Source organism: Photobacterium sp. S4TG1 (assembly GCF_036040035.1).
In the GTDB taxonomy this organism is placed as follows: domain Bacteria; phylum Pseudomonadota; class Gammaproteobacteria; order Enterobacterales; family Vibrionaceae; genus Photobacterium.
In genome coordinates this window covers 270,496-292,584 of the sequence record NZ_JAYXUH010000002.1, presented here as the reverse complement: position 1 = coordinate 292,584, position 22,089 = coordinate 270,496, and the positions used below count along the sequence as shown (strand labels likewise).

General features: G+C 38.3%; 17 protein-coding genes. 4 read left to right on the top strand and 13 right to left on the bottom strand.

Annotation, left to right across the window (positions count from 1 at the left end):
• Nucleotides 1-8: 8 nt before the first annotated feature.
• The gene (locus VXS03_RS04905; RefSeq protein WP_327762301.1) at nucleotides 9-1,328 is read right to left on the bottom strand and encodes an anaerobic sulfatase maturase; all 1,320 of its coding nucleotides are present in this window, start codon (nucleotides 1,326-1,328) and stop codon (nucleotides 9-11) included.
• A gap of 188 nt (nucleotides 1,329-1,516) precedes the next feature.
• On the opposite strand from VXS03_RS04905, the gene VXS03_RS04900 reads away from it, so the two are divergent.
• Nucleotides 1,517-2,314 (top strand): formylglycine-generating enzyme family protein, encoded by a 798-nt coding sequence (locus VXS03_RS04900; protein WP_327762300.1) that lies wholly within the window; start codon nucleotides 1,517-1,519, stop codon nucleotides 2,312-2,314.
• Nucleotides 2,315-2,367: 53 nt separating this feature from the next.
• Here the strand turns inward: VXS03_RS04900 and VXS03_RS04895 are convergent, their stop codons facing one another.
• The 9 genes from VXS03_RS04895 to VXS03_RS04855 all read right to left on the bottom strand — a co-directional run bounded on the left by VXS03_RS04895 (nucleotide 2,368) and on the right by VXS03_RS04855 (nucleotide 14,015).
• The gene (locus VXS03_RS04895) at nucleotides 2,368-3,267 is read right to left on the bottom strand and encodes a LysR family transcriptional regulator (RefSeq protein WP_327762299.1); all 900 of its coding nucleotides are present in this window, start codon (nucleotides 3,265-3,267) and stop codon (nucleotides 2,368-2,370) included.
• Between the two features lie 64 nt (nucleotides 3,268-3,331).
• Nucleotides 3,332-4,690 carry a hypothetical protein gene (locus VXS03_RS04890; protein ID WP_327762298.1) on the bottom strand — a complete coding sequence of 453 codons (1,359 nt, stop codon included), beginning with the start codon at nucleotides 4,688-4,690 and terminating at the stop codon, nucleotides 3,332-3,334.
• On the bottom strand, nucleotides 4,690-6,393 hold the full coding sequence (locus VXS03_RS04885; RefSeq protein WP_327762297.1) for a vWA domain-containing protein: 1,704 nt from the start codon (nucleotides 6,391-6,393) through the stop codon (nucleotides 4,690-4,692). The genes VXS03_RS04890 and VXS03_RS04885 overlap by 1 nt, the downstream gene beginning before the upstream one ends.
• A complete protein-coding gene (locus tag VXS03_RS04880; protein WP_327762296.1) occupies nucleotides 6,386-7,483 on the bottom strand; it encodes a VWA domain-containing protein in 1,098 nt (365 codons plus the stop codon). The genes VXS03_RS04885 and VXS03_RS04880 overlap by 8 nt, the downstream gene beginning before the upstream one ends.
• Nucleotides 7,473-8,009 carry a DUF4381 domain-containing protein gene (locus VXS03_RS04875; protein WP_327762295.1) on the bottom strand — a complete coding sequence of 179 codons (537 nt, stop codon included), beginning with the start codon at nucleotides 8,007-8,009 and terminating at the stop codon, nucleotides 7,473-7,475. The genes VXS03_RS04880 and VXS03_RS04875 overlap by 11 nt, the downstream gene beginning before the upstream one ends.
• On the bottom strand, nucleotides 8,006-8,944 hold the full coding sequence (locus VXS03_RS04870; protein WP_327762294.1) for a DUF58 domain-containing protein: 939 nt from the start codon (nucleotides 8,942-8,944) through the stop codon (nucleotides 8,006-8,008). The genes VXS03_RS04875 and VXS03_RS04870 overlap by 4 nt, the downstream gene beginning before the upstream one ends.
• Before the next feature lie 8 nt (nucleotides 8,945-8,952).
• Nucleotides 8,953-9,957: an AAA family ATPase gene (locus VXS03_RS04865; protein ID WP_327762293.1), complete on the bottom strand. Its 1,005-nt coding sequence runs from the start codon at nucleotides 9,955-9,957 to the stop codon at nucleotides 8,953-8,955.
• A gap of 85 nt (nucleotides 9,958-10,042) precedes the next feature.
• Nucleotides 10,043-12,235 (bottom strand): tetratricopeptide repeat protein, encoded by a 2,193-nt coding sequence (locus tag VXS03_RS04860; protein WP_327762487.1) that lies wholly within the window; start codon nucleotides 12,233-12,235, stop codon nucleotides 10,043-10,045.
• A 232-nt stretch (nucleotides 12,236-12,467) separates the two neighbouring features.
• On the bottom strand, nucleotides 12,468-14,015 hold the full coding sequence (locus VXS03_RS04855; protein ID WP_327762292.1) for an arylsulfatase: 1,548 nt from the start codon (nucleotides 14,013-14,015) through the stop codon (nucleotides 12,468-12,470).
• Nucleotides 14,016-14,398: 383 nt separating this feature from the next.
• Between VXS03_RS04855 and VXS03_RS04850 the strand changes: the two genes are divergently transcribed.
• A complete protein-coding gene (locus VXS03_RS04850) occupies nucleotides 14,399-15,970 on the top strand; it encodes an arylsulfatase (protein ID WP_327762290.1) in 1,572 nt (523 codons plus the stop codon).
• Nucleotides 15,971-16,036: 66 nt separating this feature from the next.
• On the opposite strand, the gene VXS03_RS04845 is transcribed toward VXS03_RS04850, so the two are convergent.
• Entirely contained in the window at nucleotides 16,037-17,827 is a 1,791-nt protein-coding gene (locus VXS03_RS04845) for a cation:proton antiporter (RefSeq protein WP_327762289.1), read from the bottom strand.
• Nucleotides 17,828-18,072: 245 nt separating this feature from the next.
• Nucleotides 18,073-19,458 carry an ATP-dependent RNA helicase DbpA gene (gene dbpA, locus VXS03_RS04840; protein WP_327762288.1) on the bottom strand — a complete coding sequence of 462 codons (1,386 nt, stop codon included), beginning with the start codon at nucleotides 19,456-19,458 and terminating at the stop codon, nucleotides 18,073-18,075.
• 286 nt (nucleotides 19,459-19,744) lie between these two features.
• Between dbpA and VXS03_RS04835 the strand changes: the two genes are divergently transcribed.
• Nucleotides 19,745-20,302 (top strand): type II secretion system protein, encoded by a 558-nt coding sequence (locus tag VXS03_RS04835; protein ID WP_327762287.1) that lies wholly within the window; start codon nucleotides 19,745-19,747, stop codon nucleotides 20,300-20,302.
• A 257-nt stretch (nucleotides 20,303-20,559) separates the two neighbouring features.
• Nucleotides 20,560-20,877, top strand: coding sequence for a fumarate hydratase (locus VXS03_RS04830; RefSeq protein ID WP_327762285.1), 318 nt, complete (start codon nucleotides 20,560-20,562; stop codon nucleotides 20,875-20,877).
• 75 nt (nucleotides 20,878-20,952) lie between these two features.
• Here VXS03_RS04830 and VXS03_RS04825 read toward each other — a convergent pair whose 3' ends face one another.
• A complete protein-coding gene (locus VXS03_RS04825; RefSeq protein WP_327762283.1) occupies nucleotides 20,953-21,957 on the bottom strand; it encodes a DUF6929 family protein in 1,005 nt (334 codons plus the stop codon).
• Nucleotides 21,958-22,089: the final 132 nt, after the last annotated feature.

Here is a 22,089-nt window from a genome sequence, read left to right as displayed (position 1 = left end):
GAAAAATATTAAAATTTAGTATGATAAAAAGCCGTCTGTTGTGCTTGTAACCGCTTGGCATCGCTGTACTTACCGTGTTGTACCGAATGTCCTAGCATATTCAATATATAAGCAATTGATTTATCTGCATGAGCAAAGAATTTTTGCCAACCTGCACACAAATAATTTAATCCAGGCTCACCATCTTTAGTCTTAATGAATCGATTTTTAGGACACTCACCATGACAAGCGAACTTATACTCACATTGCTGACATTGCGTTGTTAGGGTTTTCGCTTTTGCAAATCCAAATTGTTGTTGCTCACGGCTATAAGCCAATTCATCTAATTTTTGTTTATGAATATTGCCAATTTTATATTCAGGGTAAACGTAATGATCACAGGAAAACACATCACCATTATGTTCCATCGCCAAGCCCTTTCCACAAATTTCACCTAGCGTACATAATGGGTTTTTTCTCCCCATCCATGTCTCAACACTGGCCTCAAAATATTGGACAAATACTTTACCTACATCGTTCTTCGTCCATTCATCAAACACAGCAATTAAGAAATCGCCCCACGCTTGATCTGACACGCACCACGGTTCCATTATTGATTGCTTATTACCAGGTATTAAACGTTTATCACCTTGGTGTAATTGAGCACTGGTCTGTTCCGTTTGAGGCGCAACAGTTCGAAAACTTTTTTGTTCAACAATTGGAATAAACTGCATTTGAGGTGATTTAACCACATCACGTAAGAAACGGTAGACTTCAAGAGGATTGCGGCTAGTGAGGTTATTAACACACGTTAATGTGGCAAATTTAACACTATATTGATGTAATAAATCCACGGCCTTCATCACTTGCTTAAAGGTGCCACGGCCAGCTTTATTGGTACGGTATGCATTATGTAATAACTCCGGGCCATCAATACTCAGTCCAACCAAAAAATTATTTTCTACTAAAAACTCACACCATTGTGGCGTTAATAATGTGCCATTGGTTTGTAGATCATTGGAAATAAGCACTCCTTCAGGTTGGTATTTTTTCTGTAACGCCACAATCTTTTTAAAATAATCGAGGCCGAGCAAGGTTGGTTCGCCGCCTTGCCATGAAAAAATAATTTCAGACGTATTTTGACCTTCAATATATTGCTGAATATAAATTTCTAGCGTGGCATCATCCATTTGCGGAGAACACCCTTTTTTATAGTCAAGTAAGTCTTCTTTGCTCAAATAATAGCAATAAGTACAATCAATATTACACACAGCCCCAATGGGTTTGGCCATAACATGTAATCGCTTAGAGGCTTTACCTTTATACTGAGGTCCTTGAGTAATAATCATCCTAATTCCTATTTTATAACTGATTTAATAGTACAAACTTGTCTAAGACATTGATCAATTTAAATTACAAACAAGTTATAACTTCATAATAAACAAAAAGAACAAACAAATTAGTTATATATATTATTCCATTTTAGAAAGTTCTTTCACTGTATAATAAACAGTCAATCATTACTGTTGAGAACATCATGTTTAGCATTTCTTTTTCGTCTAAAATAAAACATTCATTCATAACATTATTACTCAGCTCACAGCTAATAGGTTGTGCCGAAGCACCACCAAATCCAATAGCCCAAGCAATAGATCACAATATGGTTTACGTCAACGGCGGTAACTTTTTAATGGGCACAGATTCGAGCCTAGCTAAAAAATCAGAAAAACCCGCCCATATTGTTACGCTCAATGATTTCTATATTGCTAAGTTTGAAGTTACTCAGCAGTTATTTGAATCAATCATGGGATCGTCTTTAAGCTATTTCCAATCCCCCAATACTCCGGTGAACAACTTAAGCTGGCAACAAGCAAATTATTTCATTAAGAAACTCAATGAAATCACAGGAGAAACATACCGTTTACCCACGGAAGCTGAATGGGAATATGCTGCGCGAGGGGGTCAATTAAGCCAAGGTTATATTTATAGTGGATCAAATAATATTGAAGATGTGGCATGGTATTCGAAAAATGCAAAAAATAAGGCCCATCCGGTTGGAATGAAACAACCTAATGAACTAGGTTTATTCGACATGACAGGCAATGTTGGAGAATTTGTAAGTGATGCCTATGACGATAATTTTTATCGCTATTCGCCGCAAACTAATCCAAAGAATTCTCGTCAAGAAGCCAGTGGCCTAGCACATAAATCCGTCCGCGGTAGCAGTTTTTCTTATGATGCAAAAGAATCTCAAAACTACCGTCGCGATTTTGCTAGCCAATCCATCATCATGTCGGATATAGGATTACGTTTAGTGAAAGACGTAAAAAACTAACAACTGAACTGATACCAAAGCTGTTAATAACAAGCGATAAATAGCCAGCAGTATTATTCAGTTAATGCTGCTTTTTTTATTTGTTGTCTTAACCATCGGTGCCCACTGTCAGGTGTTCGACTTGGATGCCAAATCATACATAAATCATGCTGTTGACGATCAAACGGTAAATCAAGTGCTTTCAGTTTATAATACGCACCTAAATCATCAATAGCAGATTGTGGCAACATACCAATCAGATCCGTTGAACCAATAATCGGCATCATCTCAAATACACCAGCCGCTCTTATAACAATATTTCTCTCTTCAAGCTCAACAATATCATCCATACCCAACAAACTACTACGACTATGCCAACGAGATGCAGCAACATGTTCTTCACTTAAAAACTCGGCTAATGAGATAGCATCGCCAATTCGAGGATGGTCTTTACGACAAACAACCCGTAATTTTTCAGTATAAATCACTTCAGACTTTAAAACTGTACGTCCACGAAGGGCTAAATCAATGACTAAATCATAACGTTGCAAACGTAAATCAGATTCAAGATCTTCTGTAAATTGAGGATGAACTTCTAGCGCAATATTGGGTGCACATAATCGAATTTGTTGCATGAGTTTAGGTATTAATGAATAACTCACGGTAGACACAACAGCGATAGAAAAAATACGATTTGATATTTTAGGATCAAATTCTCTTGATGCAGACAGAGTCGATGTGAAATTTTTCAATGCTGTCGACATTGCAGGGTAAATATCAGTAGCAAATACCGTCGGTTCAACTCCGGTGGTATTACGATGAAATAAAGGATCATTATAAATTTCACGTAACCGTTTTAGCGCCTTACTAACCGCGGGTTGACTAACATTCATTCGAGCGGCTGCCTTTGAGAGATTCTTCTCTTCATAAATAGCAACAAAAATAGGTATCAAGTTAAGCTCTGTACTTTTCATAATGACTAATATGACTAATCTAATTATTTTTACTGTATAACGCAGTTAATAAGAGACAACTACCTCATTTCATTTTTGTGTTAATACGCTTATTTTTCTTATATTTTGTACGTTGTTTATTCAACTGAGGAAAAATAAGCTTAGGCTGAAACTTTGCACAAATAAAATCAAAATATCGTCCTGATTGAGTAACCTGCTTCCATAAAGACAGTGATAACTTTTTGGTAATACTCGCGGATTGAAACTGAGTTGCATCTTGTTGCCAATCGACAGTGTCACGGTATTGCTTTAATTGTAACTGATCGTTGTGACGTCTTAATACACGGTAAAGTAACACTCTCACTTGGCTCCACTGTTGATGTTTTATTGCTTTTGCATAGATAAACCAAGCCGGTAACGGGTGTGTTTTATAATAGGCGACGGTTTTAAACGCTATCATCACGAGCGCCACCATAGCTGTTACTAATGCGACCAACCAATGCCAATATTGATGCAACCATGAACTGACAGTATGGGATACATGAAAAGATTGCCCTTCCAGCTTAATAGTTTTTAAAGTTTGAGTCTCGGTATCCCACCACGTTAAATGAGTAGTAGGAAAGCTCACTTGCCCCCCATTTTGAAGTACATAAACAGTCGATTCTTTTCGTTCAGAAAAATAATCACCACGGGTTTGTGAATCACTTAATTGATTAGGTTGAGGATACGTTTGATAATCAGTGGTTGTTAGAGGCTGAATTAATTTGGGAATCAACATTGCTAAGGTATTTGACCCTTTTACAATCAAGGTGCGCGTGATCGCATCTCCTGCTTTTAATTCAGGATTAGATTGACTCCATTGCTGCTCAACCGAGAAATCTCGCCCTGAAACCCATACCGATTGATCACTTAATAAGCCCGATGGAATAATAGCCGAGAATGCTTGTGGCTCGGTATATAAAACACCAGTAACATTATTGGAACCGGAACGCGACACATGTACGGTTACTGCCGTTGATGGCACCAAAAAATGGCCGGCCGCTTGAGGATATAATGTCACTTCCCAACGTTGATGAGTCCATGTTACACCATCTTTCTTTTCTGTGAAGTTCATCGCCAATTGATTTCGCTGTTTTGCCACTACATTGGGTATTTCAATCGGCGCAATACGCGTCCCTCCAGTAAACCATCGAGGCGTAACAACTTCAATATAAAGAATAATTTGTTGATTGACGGCATATGTTAGGGTCTTGCTATCTTTCGTACTGTGAATATTATCCTTATTACCTAACCATGTTTTTATTGTTACCTGATCAGATTTATCAAGCATATTGGTTGTACTTGCTTGCACATTAAAACTTATCGACATCAGTGCTAGCACAAGAATAATAACAATATGAGCCACATAAGCTTGAGCTTGGCGGTAAACATTATAATGAGGCATTATTTAACCTCCTCGGTACGAATATTTTTCACATCGGTTGATTGTGCTCGAAGCTGTAATTGAAATTTAGCCCGTAAAAAGTATTTAGGATCAGCCTCTACGCGGCGTAACCATTTATCCGCAAGGGCTTGGTTCGCTATTATTTCGTCCGCGTTAAGTTTCTCTTTTGCCATCATTGCAGCATCCACTTTTTCATCAGCACCATCCCCTGTTTTAGGCTTATCATCACCGAGTTCAAATGACTCTTCAGGGCCGTCTGTACTGCCTTTTTGGCTTTCACTCATACGATTTACTTCATCAACAATGCCTTTCATAATCGTTAAATTATTCTCAACCTTTGCTTTTAAGCCCTTACCTAAATCACCACTATCAAGTAATAACTGATAAAGATCTCGCGCCGCAACATACTCTCTTTGTCTTGCAAGAGCATTAGCGGCATAAAAAAGACTTTCGCCAGTTTTCACTTGTAAAAAAACACTATGTGCTAATTTATATTCACCAGCATAATAATAAGCGATGCCTTTTTTTAGTGGATCTTGATACCGCTTTGCTGCGGTTAAATAGTCAAACCGATTAAAATACCATTGCCCTTGTTGATTTGGTGTCAGCCAAACATTCATCCACCAATGTACTGTCTTATCCCATACCGTCACATCGGCTACCAATTCATTTGTGGCCGCTTTAAGACTTACGGTTTCAGCATACGTCGTCGGTGAATAAAAGCTTGGGAATACAATAACCGCCACTAAACACCACTTAACTAGCCATCCCTTTCGAAACCATAGCAACATCAATAACGCCACCGGAAATAATAAAAAATATCCCATATCTTTCCACGGCATCGCAGACTCATTATTTAACTGCATATGACGTTCAATATTGCTATTAAGTGTCTTGATATCGCTATCGTCAACAGTCACTTCTACTACGCTACCCTGCGCTTTTTTAGCAAGAGACTTAAGTGATGCAAGATCAAGAGGCTCATTACTCACTCGATCTTTATTACCTGCCGCTAATACTAATAATTGATGATGACTGGTGGCAAAATAATCTTTAAACGCTTTAATTGTTGCCGAATTGACAGCGTCAGTAATGAGCAATACCGTACCAACATTTTCTGTACTTAATTGCGGTTCAATTAACGGTAATGCGGTTTCGGCATTCTTGCCTTTTACGGGCATAATATCAGGCTGAATTGCCGCTAAAAAAGGTTCAAAAACAGAATCATCTTTAGTTAATGGCATCGCTAAATGCGCTGAACCTGCAAAAACAACTAATCCAGTTTTCCCCCCCTGCCGTAATGTAATTAAATCTCTAATCTTTTGCTTTGCGCGTTCTAAGCGATTAGGGGCAAGATCTTTTTGTAGCATTGATTCGCTATTATCAAGCACAATAAGTAACGCTGCTTTATCTTCTCCAAAAGGTGAAGGTTCACGCTCCCACGTCGGGCCCGCACAAACAATGATGCCCACCAGCATTGATATACTCAGCAACTTCAACGGTAATTGCTTTTTCCAACCACTATCGCCAATCGTTAACACTTGACGTAAATGTTGTGGTAATTGCTGCTGCCATTCATTTTTTGAATCTTGTTGCCAACGTAAATAAATCACAATAGAAAAAGGGATAAAAAGTAATAACCACAATGGACGAATAAAATGGAAATTATCTAATATTTGTTGCCACATCAGAGAATTAAACATTATTTTCTCCTGATTGTTGTGCGGCTTTTTTTGTTGCTGATGTCAATTGTCGCTTCACTGTTGCAAAGCCAAACCCAAATAAATACATCACCACAATCAGCATAATCGAGTATTGATGAATTGACTGTTTAGGCCGATATGTCGTGCTTTCATACAGCTGTGGCTCTAACTTACCAATTGCAGCATAAGCTTGTTCTAACTCATTTCGATTAATGGCTTGAAATGCTTGTCCTCCAGAGACTTTAGCAACGCGATTGATCACATCCATATCTAATGCTTTCTCACCAACGGTTGTAGGATCGCCCATCGCTATCATATGAATACGGACATTTTTAGCTGCGGCAACTTTAGCTGCATCAATAGGCTCAACATAACTGCCAGTATCATTACCATCCGTTAATACAATCGCGACTTTTTCTCGTGATTTTTGATTAGGGTGTTGCGGATCAGTTGATGCCGAAAGATCGGCAGTAGCACTTTGCTCAAACACTTTAATCGCCAGCCCAATAGCATCACCTAAATGTGTACTTTGACCAGCCATAGCTACATCCGTTTGATTTAAAAGTGCTAACCATACTTTTTGATCGGCTGTAAATGGTGTTTGTACAAACGCTGCGTCACCAAATAAAATCAATCCTAAACGATCCCCTTGACGCGTTTTTGCAAAATCAGCTAACACTTCTTTCGCTGCATCTAAGCGCGATATTTTTTGAATACCGCCATTATCAGATGCTGTTTTTGAGACAAAATCACGCTCAGCCATTGAACCTGATAAGTCCACGACCACCATTACATCTCGCCCTAAACTTTCTCGCGTTTGTGGTGGTCCTAAAATAGTCGGCTTAGTTAATGCAAAAATTAATAAACACCATGAAATAATGAGTAGGGCTTTTTGCCAATAGCTAGCATTTAGCTGGCTTGCCCCTTGCGATGGCACTTCATCTAACGCTTGGACTAGTACATCAAAAAAAGGCACTTTTATTGCAGATTGACGAGTGCGATAAGCAGGAATAAACCAATAAATAAGAATGGGTAATGGTAATAACCATAACCAATATGGATACACTAACTCCAATTGACTAAACTGCATTTGTACCCCCTTTTTTCTTAAAATGGGGTTCACCATGCTCAACTAACCATTGCTGGCATAAGGTTATTAACAAAGATAATTCATGTTCAGATAATTGGGACTGCGGTTGCACTAAAGATCGCATCCACTTTTGCCCAATAACATCATTAAAGACCACTTTTCGAGGAGAATGACAATCATCTAAATCAATAAGGAATCTTTCACCAAAGGCATTGGCTTTTTGAGGGTCAAGGTAAATTAAGACTGCTTTCATTACTTCAAACATATCTAAAGGCAATGATAACAAAGCATCTTTATGCTTTATCGAGGCATGCATCACCTCAATCAGAGCTATTGCTTCCCTGCGATAACGGTTACCCCACCACCATCTAATCCATTGAATAGAATAATAAAAAACAGTAACCATCAAAAGTATAGCAACAATTTTCCAGCCGATTGTTTGAGGAAACCAACTCACATGGTCAGGTATTGTCACCTCACTCATATTTCTTAACATGTAATTGCTAGGTGGAGCATGAATACTCATTGTCGCCCTCCAATTGCACGTTTAAATTGTTCAATATGATGCCCCGACGTATCAGCTTCAATTAAAGGTAACCCTTTCGCCGCCATCAACTGAATTAGTTGTTCTTTCTTTAAATCTTGATATTCACCTAAGCCCTTATTGGCTAGATCAAACCGCCTAGCATCATTTAAATTAAGTTGATACGAACCATCTCCAACTACCCAATGGCTATTTTGGGATGGAAATTGAGACTCAAACGGATCGGATATTAATACGCCTAATACATCATTATGTCTTTGTAGGTGTTTCAGATGTGTTATTTCATCCGCGCTAGCCCCATGCCAATCACTTAAAATAATGATGGTAGCTTCTTTAAGTTTCAAACGGCCTAATAGCGTAACAAATTGACTAAATCCAACCTCACTGTCATCGTTACTGGAAATATCCAGCGATTGATTTTTAATAGACAATAGTTGTAATCGATGCAGCAGATCTGCTTGAGAGCGCTTAGGTTTTAGCCAATGTATTTGATGGGGGGTATTAATGATAAAACCAACGCGATCGCTGTCTTTAAGAATACGCCATGCGGTCAATGCCGCTAATTCTGCCGCAACCACAGATTTCATGGTATCAATGGATGAAAAGAACATACTGCTACGTTGATCGACACAAATAATAAAATTACGATCTTTCTCTTCGGTGTATGAACGAACGTGGGGTTTTCCCGTTCGCATTGTCACTTTCCAATCGAGATTACGAATATCATCCCCTAATTGGTAATGTCGTAATTCCTCAAAATTTAGCCCTCGCCCTCGAAAAATTGATGAATGACGGCCAGATAACGCAGTGCCTGATTTCAAATTGGGTAATAGACTGAAAAATCCCGCTTGAGATTGTAATTTGATAAGTTGGCTATATTCGCAATGAATACGGCTGTCTGTGCTTTTCTTATTCATAAAAAGCCCTATCCAATAACAACATAATCCAGCAATTCATCGATCACTTGCTGCTGGGTTATACCATCAGCTAAGGCGTCATAGCTCAGCGTTATGCGATGCCCTAATACTGCATGTGCCATTGCTCGAATATCATCAGGTTCTACATAATTTCTTGCTTGTAACCACGCATAAGCACGGGCACATTTGTCTAATGAAATTGAAGCTCGCGGACTTGCTCCCACTTCTATCCACCGTGAAAGTGACGATGCTGAATATCGTTCAGGTTTACGTGTCGCCATTACTAACGCCACAATATAACGCTCACTAATTTCAGATATTTCAACCATCGTAAGCTCAGACCGCGCCTGCATTACAATGGAAGGATCTAATTGAATACTTGTATTAATGTTCTTTTTTTCTATATCAGGTTCAGCGGTTAGCTTGGAATGCGTTTCTTCACTGCGCACCAGACGAATAATATCAAGTTCTGCGTCATCATCAGGGTAATCAACACTGACTTTCATAATAAATCGATCCATTTGAGCTTCAGGTAATGGATATGTCCCCTCTTGCTCAACTGGGTTTTGCGTCGCAAGTACCATAAAAAGTTCAGGCAAAACATGTGTTTTATCACCGACCGTTATTGTTCTTTCTGCCATTGCTTCCAATAACGCAGCTTGAACTTTTGCTGGTGCGCGGTTAATTTCATCAGCAAGAATAATGCTATTAAAAATAGGTCCCGCTTGAAAATGCAGTTGTGGTTTACCATTTAGCTCTTGATAGACTTCGGTTCCCGTTACATCAGAAGGTAATAAATCCGGTGTAAATTGAATTCGCCCAAACGATGTCTGTAAATTATCCGCCAACGATTTTACTGAACGTGTTTTTGCCGTACCGGGTAATCCTTCTAATAAAACATGCCCCTGTGTTAATAACCCAATAACAAGTGCACGAACCACATCGGATTGACCAATCACCGATGTCTCAACTTGAGATATAAGCGTTGTAATAGCCTGTTGAGTTTGATTCATGTGTTCTCCTTTACGTCCACTTGCCAGATTATTGACCGGGTATTATCTTAATCAAGACCGCCATAACTATTGGTTATAGTGCTCATTAATAAAGCCGCTTTTTAAGCGCATCAATGACATTTTTAGGTGCATATTGTTCCAACTGAGTAATACATTGTTTTGCTTGTAATGATTTCGCTTTTAACAATAGATCACATTGAGCGAATAAATGCTGCGGATTCGCACTCAAACTGAACGCTTGTGCCAATGCATCTGCAGCTTGATTGGTATTGCTATTTTCTAAAGAAAGACCATAAACATACCAATACTGTGCATTTTGAGGATCAACCTCTGTCGCTTGTTTAAAATAATTTGAGGCCTGCGCTTTATCATTTAAGCGTAATAATGCAAGTCCGGTGCTATAACGTAGTGCTCCTGATTTAGGTTGCGCGGTAATCCCTTGCTGCATCAATTCAACGCCTTTTAATTCATCACCTTGTGCTCGATACAAATCAGCAAGATTGACATAACTATTAACAAAATAAGGCTCAACAGTTATTGCTTTTAGGTATGCCTGTTCTGCTTGTTTAAATTCCCCCTGAGCACGATAGACATTACCTAAGTTCGTCATTCCAAAGCCTCTGTCAGCATTAAATAATTGAATTTCAATGTACTCATCTAATGCTGGAGATAGCTGTTCACGCTGCAATGGGGTCCACTCTGGCCAATATGCCGCTAATGCTCCTGCCGCTTCTGTGCGAATGCCAAGTACCTTATCAGTTAATAACGGCGATAATATTTGCCATCGGTCATAAGCTGAATATCCTGCAGACCCTTGAATTACCCCTAAACGTATTAACGCATCATCATGTTTTATCGCTCGCCCTAAAGCCACAACCGTATTTTTACTCGAAAATGCACTTAAACGCTGTAATGCTGATCCACGAATGATCCCCGCTTGTTTTACATCTTGAGCGGTATAAGACAGCGCATCGCCTGCACCTCGGTAATTAATGTCAGAGGCATAAAACGCAACCGCAAAATGTTGTTGATTTCGATAAGGTGAATCAGGGAACCACTGGCCAACGTGTTTATCAGCCCATGTATCATTTTGTTGTTGATGGCATTGAGTACAAACATTAGGAGTACCAATATTTTTACTTAAATCAGGACGGGGAATTTGCCAACTATGATCACGTCTTGCATCAACCCCCATATATGTTGTTTCTGGCATATGGCAAGTAGTGCACTGGGATGCTTCTGTATTTGCTTTATGAAAAGTATGTTTTTCGGGTGTATATTCTGATGCTACATGGCATTGGCTACAAACCGCTTGTTCTGGAACTTCCAATTTAGTTGAATGGGGATTATGGCAATTAGTGCATGTTACCCCTTTTCCCGCCATTTTTGACTGCATAAAAGATCCATAAACATAATCTTCATCATAAATTTGACCATCATTATGGTATAACTCAGACGTAATTAAGCTCGGTAAATAACTGTCTAGTAGTGAACCCTTAATATGCGCTTGGTCTTCATTTAATTGCACTCGACGACTATGACACTGCGCGCACACCGTTATTTGATCTGTGGGCTGAATTTCTTTGGGCTGCAAGGTTGAATGTCCTTCTTTAAACACCCATTCTTTGACAGATTTACTTAAATCACGTTCAAAACCATAATGTGCAACAGCATTTTTTGAAGAATTATTTGCCCATGAAATATGATCACTAGCAGGTCCATGACAAGCTTCACAGCCTACGTTTATTTCAAACCACTGTGTATCATAGGTATTCGTTTTTGCATCATAGTTTTTCTTAACATCGGTAGAGTGACAATCTGCACACATGAAGTTCCAATTCTGGCCCGTGTTAGTCCAATAAAACTCATCAGTTTTGTCCATCTCAGGATAAAGATGGTACCAACGCTGCCCTCCTTGCTCTTGCGCTCTAGCATCCCAAGCAAACGGAATTAATTGAATGCGCCCATCATCAAATTCCACCATATATTGCTGTAGTGGCTCAAAGCCAAACGTATAACTAATTTTATAATCATGAAACTGGCTATCAGGCCCTTCAATATTGACCCAATACTCATTACCTTTAGTAAAAAAGCGGTTCACTTTACCTTTAAATGTCAACGTTGCATCATTGAAATCACCCAATACACTATCTTTATCCGCGTGTTTCATCGCCATGTCATGATCTGATCCTTTCCATGCATCAACCTGTTCTTTATGGCAATCAACACACTGATCACTACCAACAAAATCGGTAGCAAAAGCCGTTGAAGTCAACATTATAAAACTTAGCCATACGCGAGAGAAAATAGCGTATATTCTTTTATCAATCATATACATCCTTGTATTGATATTAACTAACTCTTTGTATTTAAAATATATTATAGCGATACTTCAGATATAGCTTATATCGGATGAATTTTCCATTTACATTAGTCTATATGTGAATAAAAGCGGCTTATTCTAGAATGGAAATGGGCTCCGAAGAGCCCACTTTTGGGTAAAGGTTTAATTACTTATTATGCGGTTGTTGAAGTTTTTCCATTACTTGATCCAAACTAAAACTTGCCGCTTTTTGACGAGGAGGGAACTCTTTAAAGGTTTCTAGATATTTACCCACATATGCTTGTGCAGGAACAAACATATAAGCATGATCTAATAACCAATCATAATAAGTATTTGACGTCACATCAGCCACTTCGTATGGGTCCATACGTAAATTAAACAGTTTAGGCACACGTAAGGTAACAAAAGGTTCAGCCCATATTTGAAGGGTACCTTTCACACGCTGCTCCATAAACACTGCTTTCCATTTGTTATAACGCAGTGCCGCTAAATCACCATCATCAGTGAAGTAGAAGATTTCATCACGACGGCCTTTGTCTTCTTTTCCTGTTAAATAAGGTAAGAAGTTATAGCCATCAAGATGATTTTTGAAACTCTTATTGCCAAGTTTCGTTCCTTCTTTTAGCTCTTGTTTAATATTGTCATTACCAGCAATTGCTGCAAATGTTGGTAGCCAATCCATGTGGTGCATAATTTCATTGGATACGACACCAGGCTGAATCTTACCCGGCCAACGAACCATTGCTGGAACACGGTATGCCCCTTCCCAGTTAGTATTTTTCTCACTACGGAATGGCGTTGTACCCGCATCTGGCCATGAGTTCATGTGAGGGCCATTATCTGTTGAATAAAAGACAATGGTATTGTCTTTGATGCCTAGCTTATCCACCGCTTTTAATAGTTCACCAACATGATTATCGTGCTCAACCATACCATCTGCATAATTACTGATACCGGTTGATCCTTGCAGTTCAGGTTTCACGTGGGTTCTAAAGTGCATACGAGTTGCATTCCACCATACAAAGAACGGCTTATCAGCCTTCACTGCCCGTCCCATGAAATCAATCGCGGCAGCCATGGTTTCGTCATCCACCGTTTCCATACGCTTACGTGTTAATGGACCGGTATCTTCGATCTTACCGTCAGCATATGATTTAATTACGCCACGAGGACCAAATTTTTTCCTGAATTCTGGATCTTTAGGATAATCAATATTCTCTGGCTCTTCTTCCGCATTTAAGTGATAAAGGTTACCAAAAAATTCATCAAATCCATGTGCTGTTGGTAAAAATTCATCTTTATCACCAAGGTGGTTTTTACCAAATTGTCCCGTCATATATCCTTGAGGTTTAAGGACTTCAGCAATGGTTGCATCTTCAGCTTGTAAACCGATGTCAGCACCTGGTAATCCGACTTTACTTAGTCCAGTACGGAGCACCCCTTGCCCAGTAATAAATGTAGAACGTCCAGCAGTACACGATTGCTCACCGTAATAATCGGTAAACATCATTCCTTCTTTAGCTATTCGATCAATATTGGGAGTTTTATATCCCATCAAACCAAAGGTATAAGCACTAATATTAGATTGACCAATATCATCGCCCCAAATAACTAAAATATTTGGCTTTTCAGCGGCAACAGTATAGCCAGAAGCGCCCATCAAAACAGCAGCTAAAATACTTAATCGGCGTTGAGTTCCCTTTCTAACTGTCATATAAACTCCTGTATACATGAATAATAAATACCTCTAAATTTATAGTCCACGAAGCAGATTTAAGCCACCAACCATTAACATTTAAATCACATTTACCAATGAAATAATGCAACAAACCCTCTGCTTATTAATAATTCTATTAATATCAAATAAATAGACAACAACATCCTAAGTGCTTATCAAAAATACAGTTATAGCATTAAAATCTGAGAGAAAGGTCTCACTTTCCAGCAATTTATTGCTCGACAAAAAAACACAAAAAATCATTACAAATCAAAATATTAATAAAAATAATAACTTTTGGTTATAACCCCTATAAAGCGACGCACTTTTATTACTCACATAAAGTACAAATGATTACTCGCAACTAATGGAACTTATGCATGGCGAATCATTTAAATAAAATTGCACTTGGTATTGGACTGCTTACAGCTTCAGGGTCAGTAATGGCCGCATCTCAACCGAATATACTTGCCATTTTTGGAGATGATGTCGGTTATTGGAATATCAGTGCATATAACCAAGGTATGATGGGATATAAAACGCCCAATATTGATCGAATAGCTAATGAAGGCGCGCTTTTTACTGACCACTATGGACAACAATCTTGTACAGCAGGGCGTGCTGCTTTCATCACAGGTCAAGAGCCCTTTCGTACTGGTTTATTAACTATTGGTATGCCGGGATCTGACCATGGTATTCCTGACTGGGCGCCAACTATCGCTGATCTACTTAAAGAGCAAGGTTATATGACAGCGCAATTTGGTAAAAACCACCTCGGAGACCAAGATAAGCACTTACCGACGAATCATGGTTTTGATGAGTTTTTTGGTAACCTTTATCACTTAAACGCAGAAGAAGAACCTGAAACTTATTACTACCCTAAAGATCCAGAATTTCGTAAAAATTACGGCCCTCGCGGTGTTATTCATTCTTATGCTGATGGTAAGATCGAAGATACAGGCCCAATGACGCGTAAACGCATGGAGCATGCCGATGAAGAATTCCTAAGTTCTTCTTTGGCCTTTATGGAAAAAGCCGTTAAAGCTAATAAACCATTCTTTATCTGGCATAACACCACTCGTATGCATGTTTGGACACGATTGCAAGAAAAGTACCGTGGCGCATCAGGTGTCAGTATTTATGCAGATGGCATGATGGAACATGATGATCAAGTGGGTATTTTGCTTGATAAACTTGATGAGCTCGGCATTGCTGATAATACTATCGTTATTTATTCCACCGATAATGGTGCTGAAACCGTCACATGGCCTGATGGCGGTGCCACACCGTTCTATGGTGAGAAAGGCACAACATGGGAAGGCGGAATGCGTGTTCCTCAGTTGGTGCGTTGGCCTGGTACAATCAAACCTGGTACTAAAATTAATGAAATGATGGCCCACCAAGATTGGTTACCAACGCTGCTTGATGCCGCAGGAGTTCCAAACGTAAAAGAGAAATTGGCAAAAGGCTATAAAGCCAACGGCAAAGAATTTAAAGTTCATATTGATGGTTATGACTTTAAGCCATTCTTTGAAGGCAAAGTCGATAAAGGCCCACGCGAATCTCTGCTTTATTTCACCGCGAATGGTGAGTTAAACGCTGTGCGTTGGAAAGATTGGAAACTGAATTTCGCGGTCATGGATGGAAATATCTCAAATGCCGTTCGTCAATCACCAAACTGGCCTCAGATTATTCATCTACGTGCCGACCCATTTGAAAAAGCACCTCATGAATCAGGAATGTACCTTCGCTGGATGGCTGACAACATGTGGCTATTCGTACCAATGCAAGATGTATTAGGGCAATTCTTTAACACCCTGCCTAATTACCCGATGCAAGTAAGTACTCAAATGAACCCTGCCGCAATCAGCTCTGAATCTCTTGGATTAAAAGCAAAAATGCAGCAATTAGATAAGCTGCAACAACAAATGGACAAATTAAACATTAAATAATTAATCGCAAACAATAAAAAAGCACCATTACGGTGCTTTTTTATTTTACAGGAAGAAAAGTAAGTATTATGCCGACTCTTTGACTAAAGCAATAATTGTCCATCCTGCTTTTGCTTCTAATGTTGAAGTAACAGTAAATGGAATAATATTTTGTTTTAAATCAATGGCAAATAATGGAATAAGAGATGAACCTTTATACTGCTGAAAATAGTCTTCAAGTGTAAAGTTTTCACTCAATTTAGTGTGTTTAATTTCCCCACCTTGGTTAATTAAACTCGCTAACTTTTTATAACTAATATCATCACTAAAAAGTACCGCACCACTATGAGCTTGAGTCGCAGAATGTTTTTCTAAGCCGCTATTATGTCGACGACCATTTAAGCGATAAATATTACGCTGTCCAAAATCAGTTTCATAATGGCTTGCAGCAACAGCATTAAAATGTTTATCCGGGGTCAGTGCTAACAAATGGCCCACCCCAATTAAATCCAAATATTCATCAGCATGACTAGAGACCGCATTACCATAATAAGTTTCTAAACCCGCCATACGAGCAGCGCGAATATAATCCCAGTTAGAATCGGTCATCACCACTCGACAATAATACTTTTTAAGTGCTAATCCAATTTCTCGCGCAACATCATTAGCACCAACAATTAAGAAGCCCTTTGGTGATGGCTCTGCAACCCCTAATAAACGAGCAATAGGACGAGCAGTTAAACTTTGTAACACCACCGTACCGATGATCACCATAAAAGTCAGTGGTACTAACAGTTGAGCTCCAGCAACACCATCATCGATCAATTTCAATGCAAATAAAGCTGAAATTGCTGCGGCAACAATACCTCGTGGTGCAACCCAAGCTAAAAATAGCTTCTCCTTAAACGCCAATTGACTAAACATTGTTGATATAAAAATAGACGCAGGTCTTGCGACTAATTGAATCACCACAAATAAAGTAATCGCTCCCCAGCCCAAGGCATGGAAATCGGCTAACTGAATCCTTGATGCTAGAATTAAAAATAATCCTGAAATTAATAAAATAGTCAGGTGTTCTTTAAAGTGAAGAATATGGCGAATATCAACATCTTTCGCATTAGCCAGCCACATTCCCATAACCGTAACCGCAAGTAATCCCGCCTCAGATTCAAGCGCATTTGCCCCCGCAAATACACCTAGCACAACAGCCAATACAGCAAACGGCTGCAAATATTCCGGTAGAAGATGATTACGCAGCACATAAGCGATAAACCAACCAGCTACAGCACCAATGACGAGTCCGACCAATACCATTAAACCAAAGACTGCAAGACTGTGCATTTGGCTACTGGACACAATAAACTCATACACAATGACTACAAATATCGCCCCAATAGGGTCAATTAATATTCCTTCCCAACGTAAAATATTAGCAAGTTTTGCTTGTGGTCTGACGGTACGTAATAAAGGCACAATCACTGTCGGACCCGTTACAACTGTCATTGATCCAAACAAGAACGCCAATGACCAACTGAAATCTAATAAATAATGTGTCGCGACACTGGTAATAACCCACGTAATAATCGCACCAATAGTCACAATACTTTTTACGTTTTTGCGCACCGTTTTTATTTCAGCAAAGTTTAAGGTTAGGCTCCCCTCAAACAAAATTACGGCTACGGCTAATGAAATCAGCGGAAACAGTAAATCACCAAACAGAATATTAGGGTTAAATATGCCTGCTACAGGACCAATGAATAAACCAGCAATAAGCAATAATAAAATCGCTGGTAATTTCATACGCCATGCAAGCCATTGACATCCAAGCCCGAGAACACCAAGGCCTGCAATCGTCAATCCAATCATTTCTTGATGCATAAATGGACACTCTATTAAAAATACAAGATAAGTAGCAATGCTGTGTCATCCCCTTAAATCATTAACTTGAGAGTGTTAATTTAGGAACGATACGCACGCGCTACAATTAAATCACAATACAGACACAATAAACTAGCAACCATTATGATTATTCTGTTTTACAATCACAAAAAAGCCGATGGTGGCTTTATTTATAAAGCACAACATCGGCACGATTATAATTGTTATAGAAAACGGTATGTCAGTTAACGTAGTTGACGTGAACGGAAATTACGTCCTTTGATACGCCCTTTTTCTAATTTCTGTAAAGCTTCACGAGCGACTTCACGTTTAACCGCAACATAAGCACAGTGGTCAAAGACGTTAATCTTACCCACAGCAGCGCCCGCAATACCTTTATCACCCGTTAACGCACCTAAAATATCGCCTGGGCGTACTTTTTGCTTCTTACCACCATCAATCATTAGCGTGATCATTTCTGGACGGAAAGTCGGTTGATCTAATAAATTACCGGCAGGTAAAGCTTCGCCTTTAATATCACGATCAAGGTAATCTTCAAGCAATTTAACTTTGTAATGCTCTTTATCGCTAAATAATGAACATGCAATACCTTTACTACCCGCACGACCAGTACGACCAATACGGTGAACGTGCACTTCAGTATCACGTGCTAGATGGTAGTTAATGACCATATCAAGATTATCGATATCTAAACCACGCGCCGCAACATCAGTCGCCACTAGAATTGATTTACTCTTGTTAGAGAACAACACTAGAGTACGATCACGCTCGCGTTGTTCTAAGTCACCATGCAATGCAATAGAACTAAAACCAAAGTCTTCTAAATCATCAGACATCTCTTGCGCTTCACGTTTAGTGTTACAGAAAATCACACACGATTCTGGACGGTGCTGGTTCAGTAATAAACGTACGGCATCTAAACGATCTTCATTACCACTTACTTTGTAAAAGTGCTGTGAGATACTGCTATCATCATGGCTAGATTCTACTTTTACTTGAACAGGGTTTTTCATGATGCGCTTTGCAATAGAAGCTATTTGATCGGGGTAAGTCGCACTAAATAGCAATGTTTGGCGATCGCTTGGCGCAGCGTCAATGATCACATCAAGTGAATCTTGAAAGCCCATTTCTAGCATACGGTCAGCTTCATCAAGTACTAACGTGTTTAACTCATCAAGGCACAAGAAACCTTTTTGAACATGCTCTTCAATACGACCCGGCGTGCCCACAATAATGTGCGCACCATGTTCTAATGAACCAATTTGAGGTCCAAATGGCATACCACCACATAAAGTCAGTACTTTAATGTTATGAATAGCACGCGCTAAACGACGAATCTCTTTAGCCACTTGATCGGCAAGTTCACGTGTTGGACATAATACTAACGTCTGTACACGGAAACGTTTTACATTAAGGTTATTTAATAATCCTAAGCCAAACGCCGCGGTTTTACCTGATCCTGTTTTACCTTGAGCAATGACATCCTTGCCATCAATAATAAGTGGAAGACTCTGAGCTTGAATAGGTGTCATTGCTTCATAACCTAAAGAGTCTAAATTGCTCAATAGATCAGAATGAAGATTTAAGGTAGAAAATGCCGTCTGACTCAAAATGATGTCCTGTAAACGTCAACATATATCAGTATTTTCACTAAGAAACATGACTGTATATGTACTAAAAATAAAATCAGCATGTCGAAACACATACATTGGGTGCCGACACTAACAGCTAACGCCTTTGCTGACAATGTATACAGCTATTTTGCCATAAAATATTCAACTAAAACGAGTGACTAAATGATGACACTCAGCATTAAATTCCATCAGTCATGATTGACTTACTGATTTAGAATCATACAATTTAAGCATACTTTATCTTTTTTATTCGATGACCCATATGAAAAAAAATGGATTTACCTTAATAGAACTTGTCGTTGTGATTGTTATTTTAGGTATTCTTGCTGTTGTCGCTGCACCTAAATTTATGAATTTACAAAATGATGCGCGAAATGCTTCACTTAAAGGGTTAGAAGGCTCACTCAACTCTGCCCTAGGAATAACGTACTCTAAGCTTACTATCATGGGGTTAGAAAATAATGTATACGTAACAACTCAAGCTAAATGGGAGAATGCAGGACCAGGAATTTATGGCGTAAAAATTCCATTACCAGGCTGTAATAAATCACCTTGGTGTACATTTAGATATGGTTATCCAGATGCTCATAGAAATACATTAAAAAATCTTATCTCAAACTTTAATCAAGATTGGGCAATTGCATATAATGAATCTAACGGAGAATACAATATTACTTTTAAACAATTCGTTAAACCATATAATGATAAAAACGGGCATTTTCGTTGGAATGTTCTAACTAAAAATAACTGCTATATTAGTTATGCGCCACCTATATCAGCCACATCAGGTTATACACTCAAGCTAATAAAATGCAGTTAATTAATATTAACTAAGCGTATTAAAAAACAACGCCTATTTACTCAAAAACATTATAACCAATTAGTAATAGGCGTATTTTTTCTAAAATACTTAACCTCATTTAATGAAAATTAAGTTCACGAACTAAAAAATTGCACAACCTACGTTGCTGTGCGATCATAATATTATTAATTTGAGATATCGCTACTCTACTCAACGTCTATTATTATTGATGGGTAGAGCAGCAGTGGTCCCCTTTACAGCAGGAATTAACCTTTATGAGTCAACCAGAAAGTGACCTCATCAAAGCAAGTGAAAATAACTTACAAAATGAATTTAATACTCCCCAATTTCAGATAGCTCGTGTATTGAATATTACATTTAATGTCATTCTAATTCTTGCTCAAATAAAATTACTCAAAGACCACGACATTGATATAAAAACCTATGGTGTTTTCATTTTTTGTAATATCAGTATATTAGTTAATATCCTTGCACCAAGGCTAACAAAATTAACGCTTAAACAAGTAGGTAAATACACAGCAATACCAACTATCATTAGTGTATTTTTATTTATTAGTCAGACCTTCGCTTAAGTCGACAAAAAAAGCCGATTAATCACCTTATAAACGAAGGAATTAATCAGCTTTTTTATTTAATCCATCAATGGCTTATTTATCAATAGTAAAAGTAAAGAATTGACTGGTACCATTGTCATTATCACTAACAATGTAACCATTCGCTTGTTTATTGGTTTGGTTTTCAACAGCAATGGATTCTGCTTTTGTGATAATTGCTTTACCGTTATTTTTCAGCTCTTTAGTATAACTAATTAAATCAATTGCTGATTTATTAGCTAAGGCTTTTAATGGCAATACACCAACAAAACTACCCTGAATCGCGCCATCGTTGATACTGCTATTATTATTACCTTCAACTGATGCAGTAAACAGCATGCTATCAGCATCTTTCCAGTAATCAGCGCCAGAGAAACAAGCCTGCACGCCATTAATTTTAGGTAATTGAACTTGATATACTTTTAAAGAAGGCAATACTTGAGTTTTTCCTTCTAAATAAGACATTAATTCATTTTTATCCATTGTGAAAATGGCATTTTTACCCTCATTACCACGGTTAAAGATAAAGATTTCTTTACCCGTGCTCGCAATACCTTCAATATTGATTTTTTCTTGTTGAGTAAAGTTTGCCGCTTTATGCAGTTGAGCATATAAGTTAGACAGTGATAGTTTTTGATTTTCACCACCATTGACAGGCATCAAATAAGCTTGCTCACGTAACACCGCTTTACTACCAGAACCCATCACTAAATAATAAGGCTCATTCTGGTAATTAATCATTGTCATTGATTCAAAATCAGGCTTTATTTTGTAATTAATACGATTTTGTTCATTAACAGGAAAATGCTCAATCAATGTTTTGTTATTAATTTTAAAATCGTTATTAACACTAAATAACCAAGGTGAATCATCACCCACAACCATTATTTTACCATTATTTACAACCATGCCAGAGCCAGAAGAAAGATTATGATTAATGGTTGAATTCGCAATATCAAATGAAAATGAATGCGATGAATCAGCGGATGGTGAACAACCTGTAACAAGTAATGTTAGAGCGCTACAAATACTAACTGTTGCTATTTTTTTGATATTCATTGGTAATTACACATTGAAATATTTGAGAGTAAAAAAATATTACGCTCATAATTTTAACAAAAAAAGATATGCAAACATATATTCTATAAAACGTACTATAAATCTATACAATAAAAAGAGTAACCATAATAA